Raw genomic sequence first — 12,686 nt, 5'->3', positions numbered from 1 at the left:
CTACTCTAAAAGCATTTCTTGAGCAGCTTGATGAAAAGTAACATTTCCTTTATTAATTAAGATTAATTTTTTATGGAATTTATGTACTTTTTGGTACTTAAATTGTACTTTTGACTCTTCAGGTGTAGAGTTTATACCTAAATTTAATTTAAATTCTTCGTGATAATTTTTATCTAAAGAGTGCATTTTGATCCCTATTTAAAATACTAAAATAGTATTTTTTAAGGATACTTTCAATTGCGCATTTACAACCAAAATTGAAATCTAATAAATCATATTAAAAAGTTTGAATGAAAAAACCCACTGTTTGCACAGTGGGTTTACGTTACAACTTTTTCTGAATCAAGCAGGATCAAGTCCTACGAGAAATTAGAAATTATGGATGATACCAACACCGTATGCAGATTGTGTTGTATTAGGTAATGCAGTCATCGTTTGAACTTGAACTGAAGGTGATGTATTTGTTTGACCACCTAAAGGCAAGAAGTTACCATAAGGACTTGTCGAACCATTCATAGAACCTGCACCGTTCTTCATCATTGAAGCTTGGAAATAAGCTGTAGTACGCTTACTTAAAGCATAACGTGTTTGGAAGTTATACATGCTTGAATCAGCAGTAGTGACGATGTAGTTCAAACCTAACAATACTGATGGAGTTGCTTGATAGCCAACACCAGCCATAAATGCGTTTGAATTGTAGATTGAAGGGGTTGTTGCTGTAACTGGTTTACCAGCACTTGTCAAAGTAGCATTAGTAGTTGCTGAGTTTGCTGTGTCAAGACCTTTAACATAGTTAGTGTTATCACCTTCGCCATGTGCCCAACCAAAACCTAACTGTATTGCTGGAGTTACTTTGTACTTGATACCAGCCAAGTAACCAGTTACATCACCACCATAGTTAGCTGCTGCACATGTCACAGAAGTTGAACCTGTACCAACGGCTGGAGCTGCGCCAGCAATTTGAGTTTTAGATGTGTAATCATAAGGAACTGTTCCAGCGCATTGTGCAGCGTTACCTGTAGCAGACATTGAAGTTCTCTTCTGATAAGCAGCGTTAATATCCAATGCGCCAGCAGAGTAGAAAGCACGAACGTTCATTGCTGTGCCATCTGCTAAACCTGCATCCATTGTGTTGTTTGCAGCATATTGTAATTCAGCACCAAATCCACCGAAATCAGGTGTCAAGTAACCAATTGCGTTACGGTTGAAGTCTTTGATAGAGTAACCAACAGCTGTACGAACACCATTAACTGTATTTCCCATAACTGGTAATAAAGCAGCAGATGAAGTTACGATTGGGTTTGCTTGAGTACCTAAACGTACTTCACCGAAACCACCCTGTAAACCTACCCAAGCGCCGCGACGGAATAAACCTTCAGTATTAGTACCGCCATTGTTTGTATTTGCATCACCAGCAAGGTAGAAGTTAGCTTTTAAACCACCGCCTAAATCTTCAGTACCCTTCATACCCCACTGTGAAGAAGCGATCGCGCTGTCATAATATGCGAAATTGCTACCTGTTGCTGGGGCAGCAGCGATAGCTGACTTAGCCGCAGCAGCAGCTGTAGCATCTGTTCCAGCAGTAGTTGTACTTCCTGCTAAACCACCGTTTGAAATGTACTGTACACCAGCGTCGATAGTACCAAACAATGTAACGCTAGATTGAGCTTGTGCTGCGCCTGCAAATGCGCCTAAAGCGGCGAGTGCGAATAGCGATTTTTTCATTCGTAAATCTCCATATAAAAAAAGAAAACTATTTAAGAAACTTCTTCCCTGACATCAAGGAATATCCTAATCATCCACTAAACTTGTTCTTATTTCATTAAACTTTAGTCATAAGTGTTGTTTTTTGTAGATTTTGCACAAACTTTGTGGTTTACGTTGCTAAAAGACAACGATTTTTGTTGTTTTTACACCCAAAAAACGCTCCAAAATACAACGGCCCCGAAACTTCTACACTTATATAGAATAAGCCTCTTGGGTTTAAACCGCCTCTTTTGACAACTCTTCTTCGTCTTCTTTTGGCTTGGGTTGGTAGAACCTGGCAATCAGAAGCCCTAATTCGAACAAAACACACAAAGGAATCGCCAATAAAAGCTGTGACATGACGTCTGGAGGGGTGGCTACTGCCGCAATCACAAATGCCCCAACGATGACATACGGACGCATTTCTTTCAATTTGGCTAAGGTGACGATGCCCATTCTTACTAGGACAACGACAACTACGGGAACCTCGAAGGTAAACCCAAAGGCCAAAAAGGTGGTCATGGCAAAACTGAGGTATTTATCAATATCGGTACTCATGTCGGCGCCTAATGGTGCGTTGTACTGGACCATAAAGCCAAACACCGTCGGAAATACTAAAAAATATGCAAATGCCATACCTATTAAGAATAGGGTGTAAGTGCTAATCACAATGGGTAAGGCAAGATTCTTCTCATGCTGATAAAGGCCTGGAGCTACAAAAGCCCAAATTTGATAAATCACGATGGGCAAAGCTAAGACAAAAGCCGCCATAAATGTCACCTTGATAGGCACAAAAAAGGACCCTGTGACATCCGTCACGATCATGTGGGAACCTGCGGGTAAAGCTTTCAGCATAGGGTCTGCTAGTAAATGAAAGATATCTGGCGCCCAATACACCATACTTAAAAAAACAATCAGGACAGCCAAAGAGGCTTTAATGATGCGGTCTCTTAACTCTACAAGATGACTAAAAAAGGTCTCTTCTTGTTGGTTAGCGTCCTGTGGTGTGTCACTCATCTAGTTCGATTACCCAAAAAAAGATTTAGCAGAAGTACTGTTACTGGCTACACGTCGAAACCGCTTGACTCTTGCAGCTCCAGACTGAACCCGAACTTTAATGCCATTCGAGTGCTTGAACCACATCGGCACTGCGCCTTTTTTGTTGCGCCAGGATTTACGACCTTGGCGTTGCCCCGCCTCAAAGGTATCAATTCTGGGGGTATAAATTCGGTTGTCATTTTCTGACCAAGTACTATCTGTATTCATAGTGACGGATGAAGAGATCTCATTCATCGTGGAATTAACCTCTGCTACTTGTGATGAAATCACTTGATCCAGGTCTTTAAAGTCGTTTCTTGCACTATTAAAGGCCTCAGTAGCTGCATCTTTCATTTTTTTGAGCTCTTCTTGCTCCATTTGTCGGCTAACTTCTTGTTTGACTTCCGACATATATCGCTGAGCTCGCCCAAAAAGATTTCCTGCAGTTCTTGCAACACGTGGCAAGCGCTCTGGCCCTAATACGACCAAAGCAACTACAGAGATTAATGCAATCTTAGAAAGGCCAATATCAAACATATCAGACGACTCGCAAGACGCTTGGGTACAACTTAGCCAACATTAACGTACTTCTTTAGAGCTAACGTCAACAGTATTTGGATCTTTAGCTGTTTGAGTTTGTGTTGATTGCGCGACTTGTTGCGTTACCTCTTGAGCTTCAGCTTTAGCAGCTTCCTCATTTTTCATACCATCTTTAAAGCCTTTGACTGCAGCTCCCATATCAGAACCAATGTTTCTTAATTTTTTGGTTCCAAAAATTAATAGCACGACAGCTAATACGATTAGCCAATGCACTGGACTCATTCCACCCATAACAACTCCCTATATATAAGATAAGTTTAATTAACCTGGTAATTCATGTTTCCAGGGCCGTGGCCCTGCCAACACATGTAAATGCAAATGGTATACCTCTTGGCCACCATCTGCACCGTTATTCACTAAAACTTTAAAACCTCCTGATTGCCCAGGACGTGCACCAGCCTCGAATGCTAATTTTGGTGCCAACACCATCATTTTACCTAGTATTTGTTGATTTTCGTCAGTGGCATCTGCAAGCATGGGTAAATGCAACTTCGGAATGATCAAAAAATGGATGGGGGCAGCAGGATTGATGTCATGAAAAGCTAAGACATCTTCATCTTCATACACCTTTTTACTTGGTATTTTGCCTTCAATAATTTTACAAAATATGCAATTTGGATCGTGCTTCAATCAATTCTCCATCATCATTTGGTTTTATTTTGGTCGCGCTGCTTTTTCAGCGATTCCGCTAACACCCTCACGTCTATGCAGTTCTTGTAATACATCCTCTGGACGTAAGTTAAATTGTGCCAAAAGAACAATGCAATGAAACCACAAGTCAGCAACTTCGTTCACTAGAGCTTGAGGGCAATCTGTTGATCCTTGAGTCATCGCATAACGCGCATCTTTTGCCGCCATGATCGTCTCCGAAGCTTCTTCCCCAATTTTTTTTAAAATAGCGTCATCACCCTTTTTAAATAGCGATGCCACATAAGAATCTTCTGTATTGGAGCCGTCTTGAACTTGTTTTTTTCTTGATGCAATCACATCAGCTAGATTTTTAAGAACTTCATTCAAGTCTTCTTGGGTATTACTCACTTTTTTCTCCCAATGGGTTTTGCCAGTGCCATGCATTATTTTCTTTGACTAGAGGTTGGAAAAAACAGTTCGGTGCGCCCGTATGGCAAGCAATCCCGCCAACCTGCTCGACGATAAGCAAAATCGTATCGCCATCACAATCTAATAGGACTTGTTGAACGTTCTGAAAATGTCCTGACTCTTCACCTTTATGCCAGCGACGCCCTCTTGATCTTGACCAATAGACGGCCTGACCTAGTTCGATCGTTTCTTGTAAAGATGATGCATTCATCCATGCCATCATCAGCACTTCTTTACTCGTAGAATCTTGTGCAATCACTGGTATGAGACCCTGCTCATTGAACCTGACTTGCTCTACCCAGTTTTTATCATTTATTGGCTTCATGCGAACATTCTATTGCATGCGCTCAAGAAACTCTAGCGAACGGTGATTCCTTGTTGTGCTAAAAAGTGTTTTGCTTCTTGCACAGTATATTCACCATAATGAAAAATACTTGCGGCAAGAACAGCGTCAGCATGTCCTTGAAGGATACCATCGGCTAAATCTTGCAGATTACCAACACCGCCTGAGGCGATGACCGGAATCGATACCGTGTCACTAACTAAACGAACAAGTTCTAAATCAAAACCATTCTTAGTGCCGTCACGGTCCATGCTAGTCAGCAAGATTTCCCCAGCACCACGATCACAGACTTCTTTTGCCCAAGCAATCGCATCGATACCTGTATTATTGCGTCCGCCATGAGTAAAGACTTCCCAACGCTGTGGGCCTGTTTGTTTTGCGTCAATAGCAACCACGATACATTGAGAGCCGTACTTCGCACTTGCTTCTGAGACCAAGTCAGGTCTTGCCACTGCCGAAGAGTTCATGCTCACTTTATCCGCACCAGCATTTAAAAGTCTTCTCACATCTGCGACTTCACGAACGCCACCACCCACGGTTAGTGGAATAAATACTTGTGAGGCAACTTCTTCAATAATGTGCAGGATTAAATCACGACCATCTGATGTGGCGGTTATATCTAAAAAGGTGATTTCATCAGCGCCCTGATCGTCATAGCGTTTGGCAATCTCCACAGGATCGCCAGCATCTTTGAGTTCAAGAAAGTTAATTCCTTTAACAACCCTACCTGCTGTGACATCGAGGCAAGGAATAATCCTTTTAGCAAGCATAGGACTTAGTCGTATTCTGGCGGATTTTTTTCGTCCGCATATTTTTGCGCTTCCGCTAGATTGATATTGCCGTTATAAATAGCTCGTCCAGCGATGACGCCAATCACACCATCTTCCTCAATTGCACATAAAGCATCAATATCTTGCATATTGGTCAAGCCACCACTCGCTATGATCGGAATCGATACGGCTTGGGCTAACCTTAAAGTGGCTTCAATATTAATTCCTTGCAACATGCCATCTCGTCCAATATCGGTGTACACAATGGCCTCGACTCCATAATCTTCATATTTTTTTGCGAGGTCGATCACTTCATGGCCAGTTAATTTACTCCAGCCATCTGTTGCAACCTTACCGTCTCTCGCATCTAAGCCCACCATAATGTGGCCGCCAAAAGCGATGCATGCTTCTTGTAAAAATCCAGGGTTTTTTACCGCAGCTGTTCCAATAATGATGGTTTCTAGGCCATCATCGAGTAATCGTTCGATGGTTTCAAGATCACGAATACCGCCGCCTAGTTGTACTGGAATCTCGTCACCGACTTCTTTCAAAATCGACAAAATGGCAGACTCATTTTTTGGTCTTCCAGCAAATGCCCCATTTAAGTCGACTAAATGTAATCTTCTCGCCCCTTGTTTTACCCAATGTCTGGCCATCGCAGCAGGATCTTCAGAAAACACGGTTGCTTTATTCATGTCACCTTGTTCTAAACGAACACAGTGGCCGTCTTTTAAGTCAATTGCAGGTATTAACAACATTTAAGGATTCCAACGTGTAAAGTTTTGATAAATTCGTAGTCCGTCTTTGGCACTTTTCTCAGGATGAAATTGTGTAGCAAAGATATTATCTTTTGCAATCGCACTGGTAAACAAACCGCCATAGTTGGTCGTTCCGAATTCATGATTTTTATTGTCAGGAACTACATAATAACTGTGAACAAAGTAAAAACGTGCATGATTTGGCACTCCATCCCAAAGAGGATGCATTTGTTGCTGAAAAACCTCATTCCATCCCATATGGGGAACTTTAAGATGGCTGCCATCTTCTTGGATGAGATTGGGTTTAAAACGTATCACTTTTCCTGGAAAAACACCAAGACAGGGAGTTGTTTGGTTAGTTGTGTGTGACTCATCACTTTGCTCAAACAGCATTTGCTCACCGACACAAACGCCAAGAAGTGGTTTGTTTTTTATGGCATCGAGCAAGGCTTCATAAAGTCCTGAGTTTTTTAAATTCTGCATGCAGTCCGGCATGGCGCCCTGACCTGGCAAAATAATGCGATCGGCTTGTTGAATCTGTTCGGGTTGATGGGCGATGACGACTTGGCACTCGGGAGCAACTTTTATAACAGCTTGGGCTACTGAGCGAATATTGCCCATCCCATAATCAACGATCGCGATATTAGACAAAACTCATACCTTATGAATGGTCGATTTAAAGACTTCCCTTGGTGGATGGAATACTTCCTAGAGCTCGTTCATCGATTGTCACAGCCATACGAAGAGCACGACCAAACGCTTTAAATATTGTCTCAATTTGATGGTGAGCGTTTACTCCACGAATATTATCGATATGTAGCGTAACGCCAGCATTATTCACAAAGCCTCTGAAGAACTCAATACTTAAGTCGACATCAAACGTGCCGACCCGAGCTCTTGTAAAAGGAACGTGAAACTCGAGTTCTGGTCTGCCAGAAAAATCAATCACGACTCTCGATAAGGTTTCATCTAAAGGTACATAAGAATGTCCATAACGCGTGAGTCCTGCTTTATCGCCAACCGCTTTTGCGAACGCTTGTCCAAGGGTAATACCAATATCTTCTACGGTGTGGTGATCATCAATATGGGTATCGCCTGTGGCTGTAACCGATAAATCCATCATCCCATGACGCGCAATTTGATCGAGCATGTGGTCGAGAAATGGCACACCTGTGTTTAATTCAGCGCGACCGGTTCCATCCAAGTTGATTTTCAATTGGATTTGCGTTTCCGAGGTGTTACGATTAACTTCTACTTGTCTCATTCCGTCATAATATCATTCGTTGATCAATTTTCGTTAATTAGAAAGTCTTTTTATGTCGCGTTTTTGGAGCAAAACCGTTCAGCAGCTCACTCCTTACACTCCTGGAGAGCAATTACAAATTGCTGATTTAATTAAATTAAACACCAACGAAAACCCTTACGGACCCTCTCCTAAAGCCATTGCAGCGATGCAAAATAACTGCAACGATACATTGCGTCTTTATCCCCCGCCAGACTCAGGCGCTTTAAAAGAGACCATCGCTAAAGTCTATGGCTTAAACCATGATCAAGTTTTTGTTGGTAATGGCTCTGATGAGGTTTTAGCTCATATTTTTTTAGGCTTATTTAAACAGGAAGCGCCCTTATTGTTTCCGGATATTAGCTATAGCTTTTATCCAGTCTACGCTGATCTATATGAAATCAACACGATTCGTGTGCCTCTCAATGATCAACTGCAAATCCAAATCGATGACTATATTGCCCACCCCATCAATGGTGGCATTATTTTCCCGAATCCAAATGCGCCAACTGGACAAGGTATTCCTCTTGATGAAATCGAACGTTTACTTAAAGCCAACCGCAATAGCGTGGTGGTGATTGATGAGGCTTATGTTGATTTTGGAGCACAGTCCTCTGTTGCTCTGATCAATCAATATGATAATTTACTGGTGACACATAGCTTATCCAAATCACGCTCCTTAGCAGGCTTACGTGTGGGATATGCGATGGGACACCCGCAATTAATTGAGGGTCTTGAGCGTGTGAAAAATAGTTTTAATTCATATCCTCTAGATCGTCTTGCTCAAGCGGGAGCTCAAGCAGCAGTATCTGATCAAGTTCATTTAAAGAACACGAGTCAAAAAGTGATTGATAGTAGAAATAAGCTAGTTCCTGAATTAGAAGCCTTAGGTTTTAAGACACTGCCTTCTGTGGCTAACTTTGTGTTTACCTCCCATCCCAAATTAACAGGGCAAGAGATTTACCAAGGTTTACGTGATCAAAAAATCCTTGTACGTCACTTTAATGCGCCACGGATTGATCAATATGTTCGTATCACAATTGGAACTGAACGTGAATGTGCTGACTTGCTTCGTGCTTTAAAACAACTTTTGCAGGCTTAGTTTTTTAAGGCACTCTATGTAGGGAACACCTCAGGTCATGCAAATAAGTCTCTGCGTGATATCAGATTCCCTTTTGGTAACTGTTTTTTCAGCATCATCACGCAACATTTTTATTTGTTTGGTGGTTAAGGGTCCATCATCTGCCTCATAAGCTGAAAAGATATCTGCGGCAAATTTAGATAAAGCTAAGTGAATCGCTTGAGTTTCATTGATATCTAATTCTTTTGCTATAGCTTTAACCGTGGCACGTGTAACCCCAAATGAGGTATCTTTTGAATGGAATTTAAACAATATACTTCCATCTGAATTGCTCATTGAACACCCTAATTTTGTAAAACTCGGTTTATTTTTTTAGGCGCATTTGCGCTGCCATCGCGTGCGCTTGTAAACCTTCACCTAATGCTAAGGTATTAGCAATTTTCCCTAAGGTATTTGCACCTTCTTCGCTGACCTCGATCAAACTCGATCGTTTGACAAAGTCATACACGCCAAGTGGTGATGAAAACCTTGCTGTGCGTGATGTGGGTAGTACGTGATTGGGTCCTGCACAATAATCCCCCAATGACTCACTCGTATATTTACCCAGAAAAATGGCTCCTGCATGACGAATCAATGGCAATAATGCGCGTGGATTTGTGGATGATATTTCCATATGCTCGGGTGCGATGTAATTCGATATCTCACATGCTTCTTGCATATCTTTCACAAGAATCATGATGCCTCGTGTTGATAAAGAGGTTTTGATAACTTCTTTACGTGGCATGTGTGGGAGTAGTTTGTCGATACTTTTTGCAACGGCTTCAATAAATGACACATCAGGACAAAGCAATATCGATTGGGCTAACTCATCATGCTCTGCTTGGGAAAACAAGTCCATGGCTACCCAATCAGGATCTGTTGTGCCATCACAAATCACTAAAATTTCTGATGGGCCTGCAATCATATCGATGCCAACCGTACCAAATACACGTTTTTTAGCACAAGCTACATAAGCGTTTCCGGGGCCAACAATCTTATCCACTGCGGGGATTGTGGCTGTGCCATATGCTAGTGCGCCAATTGCCTGTGCTCCACCAATAGTAAAAGCACGATCAACGCCAGCAACATAAGCGGCGGCTAATACTAAAGAGTTCTGCGTGCCATCTGGAGTTGGGACCACCATAATCACTTCTTTAACTCCTGCCACTTTTGCAGGAATCGCATTCATTAGGACTGATGAGGGATAGGCTGCCTTTCCGCCAGGAACATATAAACCCACTCGGTCTAGCGGTGTTACCTGTTGTCCAAGTTTGGTGCCATCTTCTTCGGTGTATTCCCAAGAATGACAACCGGATTCAATCATTTGACGCTCATGGTAAATCTTTACGCGATGCGCTGCGGCTTCTAAAGCACTTTTTTGCTCTTGGGGTAACTGCTCAAAAGCATTTTTCATTTGTTCTTTGGTCAACTCTAAATCGCTCATTGAAGACGCACTAAGTCGATCAAATTGTTTGGTCAGGTTGAGAACAGCCTCATCACCGGTACTCTGCACTTCACGCAAAATATTCACCACGGTTTGCTCGATCGAACTTGAGTCCTCTTCAGAAATATGCAGAAGGTTTTTTAGCTGTGCATCAAAATCTGCACTTTGAGTGGTGAGTCGTTGCATCATGATGTTTAATTTCTTGTGGCTTGGGCAAACGCATCTAAAAACTCTTGCATCTCGGAACGGTGTCTTTTATGTGCCGCTTGATTGACAATCAACTGAGCGCTGATTTGCATAATGGTTTCAACCTCAACGAGGTGATTGGCTTTTAAGGTACTTCCCGTTGAGACCAAGTCCACAATGGCATCCGCCAAACCAACCAGTGGGGCTAGTTCCATAGAGCCATAAAGCTTAATCATGTCAACATGGACGCCCTTGTTCGCAAAATGCTCTCGAGCACATTGCACATATTTTGATGCAATTTTTAATCGCGCACCTTGTTTAACCGCCGAGTTGTAATCAAACCCTTCTTTGGTCGCAACCGACATTCTGCATTTAGCAATGCCTAAATCAATGGGCACATACAAACCTTCAACGCCGTTTTCAAGCAAGACATCTTTACCCGCCACCCCAATATCAGCGGCGCCAAACTGTACATAAGTTGGTACATCTGAGGCCCGCACAATAATGATTTGGAGATTGGTGTGCGAAGTTTTGATAATTAACTTGCGCGTTGTGTCTGGATTTTCTGCAATAGAAATACCCGCCCGTTCAAGCATGGGCATGGTTTCTTCAAAGATTCTTCCTTTTGATAGGGCGAGTGTCAACATATCTTTATTATCCTACAGGCTAAGCAATTTTGGAAAATCGCTTATTGAACCCTTGTAATATCGGCTCCTAGAGCACTTAACTTGCGCTCCATGCGGTCATAACCACGATCTAAATGATAGATTCGTTCAATGAGTGTCTCGCCACTTGCAACTAAACCAGCAATGACTAAACTAGCAGAAGCTCTTAAATCGGTTGCCATGACATTCGCTCCAGAGAGGTATTCAACTCCCTCAATCATAGCCGTGTTACCTTCAATACCAATTTGCGCACCCAATCGATTCATCTCTTGAACATGCATAAAACGATTCTCAAAAATAGTTTCCGTGACACGCGAACTACCCAAAGCAATTGTGTTCAAGGCCATAAACTGCGCTTGCATATCTGTCGGAAATGCTGGGTATTCTGAGGTTCTAAAGCTGACGGGCTTGGGACGATTCTTCATGGTTGCTTTGATCGTATCGCTACCCACGTCCATATGTAAACCAGCTTCCGTTAACTTGGTCAGGACAGCATCAAGTGTGTCTGGCCGACAATGATGGATAGTGATTTCTCCACCGGTAGCGGCAACAGCGCACAAAAATGTGCCCGTCTCAATTCGGTCGGCAATGATCTGATAATCCGTTCCGTGTAATGTTTTAACCCCTTCAATCTTGAGGTGATCGGTACCAATACCTGTAATTTTGGCGCCCATTTGATTGAGTAATAAGGCTAAATCTGTAACCTCTGGCTCACGAGCTGCGTTTTCTAAATACGTAATGCCATTGGCCAAAACAGCTGCCATCATTAAGTTTTCCGTACCTGTTACGGTAATCATATCGGTCAAGATATGCGCACCATGCAGTTGATTATTTGGCTTGGGTGCATCCGCCTGTATGTAACCATGTTGTATTTGCATAGTGGCGCCCATCTTTTGCATACCCTTGATGTGCTGATCAACCGGGCGGGCTCCAATCGCGCATCCTCCAGGCAAGGAAACTCGTGCATTACCGAATCTTGCTAACAGTGGTCCTAACACCAAAATGGAAGCTCGCATCGTTTTGACCATCTCATAGGTCGCTTCGGCTTTTTCAATATGCTTTGCCTGCAACTCAACCACTGAACGATCATCTGGGTTGGGGAACTGAACTTCGACACCCATCTGCGTGAGCAATTTGAGCATGGTTCTAACATCTTGTAAATCTGGCAGATTACGTAAAGTTAATTTTTCAGCCGTTAATAATGCGGCGCATAAGATCGGTAGGGCCGCATTCTTAGCCCCGGCAATTTTTACATCTCCGTAGAGGGCATGACCACCTCTAATTAATAACTTATCCATACCAATTCTCTAAAAAAATAAAAAGGTGATTCTGCTTGATGCTCATTTTTATATGGCAAATAAAACACCTATAAAAAACTAGGCTTTTTTCTCAAACTCTTCAGGAGTGAGTGTTTTAAACGAAAGTGCATGAATCTCCTCTTTCATTCGTTCACCCAATGCTGCATATACTTTTTGATGGCGTGCAATCGGTCGAAGTCCTTCGAACTCTGGACTGACGATGGTAGCAAAAAAATGCTGTCCATCTCCCTCAAGGGAGATATGAGTGCAATTGAGTCCTTCAAGAATATACGCTTTAATTTGTTCTGGTGTTGGATACATCATGACTTCTCTCTTCT

18 protein-coding genes are annotated in these 12,686 nt (G+C 42.4%); 1 reads left to right on the top strand and 17 read right to left on the bottom strand.

Annotated elements, in window-relative coordinates:
- The 12 genes from QMN06_RS00690 to hisB form a co-directional block, all read right to left on the bottom strand.
- Nucleotides 1–186: a hypothetical protein gene (locus QMN06_RS00690; protein ID WP_281970577.1), complete on the bottom strand. Its 186-nt coding sequence runs from the start codon at nt 184–186 to the stop codon at nt 1–3.
- A 183-nt stretch (nt 187–369) separates the two neighbouring features.
- A complete protein-coding gene (locus QMN06_RS00685) occupies nt 370–1,725 on the bottom strand; it encodes a porin (protein ID WP_281970576.1) in 1,356 nt (451 codons plus the stop codon).
- 258 nt (nt 1,726–1,983) lie between these two features.
- Entirely contained in the window at nt 1,984–2,763 is a 780-nt protein-coding gene (gene tatC / locus QMN06_RS00680) for a twin-arginine translocase subunit TatC (RefSeq protein ID WP_281970575.1), read from the bottom strand.
- Nucleotides 2,764–2,772: 9 nt separating this feature from the next.
- Nucleotides 2,773–3,321, bottom strand: a complete 549-nt coding sequence (gene tatB, locus QMN06_RS00675) for a Sec-independent protein translocase protein TatB (RefSeq protein ID WP_281970574.1) — start codon at nt 3,319–3,321, stop codon at nt 2,773–2,775.
- Between the two features lie 42 nt (nt 3,322–3,363).
- A complete protein-coding gene (gene tatA, locus QMN06_RS00670) occupies nt 3,364–3,615 on the bottom strand; it encodes a Sec-independent protein translocase subunit TatA (RefSeq protein ID WP_281970573.1) in 252 nt (83 codons plus the stop codon).
- Nucleotides 3,616–3,645: 30 nt separating this feature from the next.
- Nucleotides 3,646–4,014, bottom strand: coding sequence for a histidine triad nucleotide-binding protein (locus QMN06_RS00665; protein WP_281970572.1), 369 nt, complete (start codon nt 4,012–4,014; stop codon nt 3,646–3,648).
- Nucleotides 4,015–4,038: 24 nt separating this feature from the next.
- The gene (locus QMN06_RS00660) at nt 4,039–4,401 is read right to left on the bottom strand and encodes a phosphoribosyl-ATP diphosphatase (RefSeq protein WP_281971696.1); all 363 of its coding nucleotides are present in this window, start codon (nt 4,399–4,401) and stop codon (nt 4,039–4,041) included.
- A gap of 13 nt (nt 4,402–4,414) precedes the next feature.
- The gene (hisI, locus tag QMN06_RS00655) at nt 4,415–4,807 is read right to left on the bottom strand and encodes a phosphoribosyl-AMP cyclohydrolase (RefSeq protein ID WP_281970571.1); all 393 of its coding nucleotides are present in this window, start codon (nt 4,805–4,807) and stop codon (nt 4,415–4,417) included.
- A gap of 32 nt (nt 4,808–4,839) precedes the next feature.
- Nucleotides 4,840–5,595: an imidazole glycerol phosphate synthase subunit HisF gene (hisF, locus tag QMN06_RS00650; RefSeq protein WP_281970570.1), complete on the bottom strand. Its 756-nt coding sequence runs from the start codon at nt 5,593–5,595 to the stop codon at nt 4,840–4,842.
- Nucleotides 5,596–5,600: 5 nt separating this feature from the next.
- Entirely contained in the window at nt 5,601–6,353 is a 753-nt protein-coding gene (hisA, locus tag QMN06_RS00645) for a 1-(5-phosphoribosyl)-5-[(5-phosphoribosylamino)methylideneamino]imidazole-4-carboxamide isomerase (RefSeq protein ID WP_281970569.1), read from the bottom strand.
- Nucleotides 6,354–7,004, bottom strand: coding sequence for an imidazole glycerol phosphate synthase subunit HisH (hisH, locus tag QMN06_RS00640; protein ID WP_281970568.1), 651 nt, complete (start codon nt 7,002–7,004; stop codon nt 6,354–6,356).
- 25 nt (nt 7,005–7,029) lie between these two features.
- The gene (gene hisB, locus QMN06_RS00635; protein ID WP_281970567.1) at nt 7,030–7,617 is read right to left on the bottom strand and encodes an imidazoleglycerol-phosphate dehydratase HisB; all 588 of its coding nucleotides are present in this window, start codon (nt 7,615–7,617) and stop codon (nt 7,030–7,032) included.
- 52 nt (nt 7,618–7,669) lie between these two features.
- Between hisB and hisC the strand changes: the two genes are divergently transcribed.
- Entirely contained in the window at nt 7,670–8,737 is a 1,068-nt protein-coding gene (gene hisC / locus QMN06_RS00630; RefSeq protein ID WP_281970565.1) for a histidinol-phosphate transaminase, read from the top strand.
- Nucleotides 8,738–8,767: 30 nt separating this feature from the next.
- On the opposite strand, the gene QMN06_RS00625 is transcribed toward hisC, so the two are convergent.
- The 5 genes from QMN06_RS00625 to QMN06_RS00605 all read right to left on the bottom strand — a co-directional run bounded on the left by QMN06_RS00625 (nt 8,768) and on the right by QMN06_RS00605 (nt 12,669).
- Nucleotides 8,768–9,052: a hypothetical protein gene (locus QMN06_RS00625; RefSeq protein WP_281970563.1), complete on the bottom strand. Its 285-nt coding sequence runs from the start codon at nt 9,050–9,052 to the stop codon at nt 8,768–8,770.
- A 28-nt stretch (nt 9,053–9,080) separates the two neighbouring features.
- Nucleotides 9,081–10,388, bottom strand: coding sequence for a histidinol dehydrogenase (gene hisD, locus QMN06_RS00620; RefSeq protein ID WP_281970561.1), 1,308 nt, complete (start codon nt 10,386–10,388; stop codon nt 9,081–9,083).
- Between the two features lie 5 nt (nt 10,389–10,393).
- Complete coding sequence (gene hisG / locus QMN06_RS00615; RefSeq protein WP_281970560.1) at nt 10,394–11,032, bottom strand: ATP phosphoribosyltransferase; 639 nt, start codon at nt 11,030–11,032, stop codon at nt 10,394–10,396.
- Between the two features lie 41 nt (nt 11,033–11,073).
- On the bottom strand, nt 11,074–12,348 hold the full coding sequence (murA, locus tag QMN06_RS00610; protein ID WP_281970559.1) for a UDP-N-acetylglucosamine 1-carboxyvinyltransferase: 1,275 nt from the start codon (nt 12,346–12,348) through the stop codon (nt 11,074–11,076).
- Between the two features lie 78 nt (nt 12,349–12,426).
- Complete coding sequence (locus QMN06_RS00605) at nt 12,427–12,669, bottom strand: BolA family protein (RefSeq protein WP_281971695.1); 243 nt, start codon at nt 12,667–12,669, stop codon at nt 12,427–12,429.
- Nucleotides 12,670–12,686: the final 17 nt, after the last annotated feature.

The sequence above is a fragment of the Polynucleobacter sp. SHI8 genome, assembly GCF_027944005.1.
In the GTDB taxonomy this organism is placed as follows: Bacteria; Pseudomonadota; Gammaproteobacteria; order Burkholderiales; family Burkholderiaceae; genus Polynucleobacter.
This window is presented reverse-complemented; position numbering and strand designations above follow the sequence as displayed.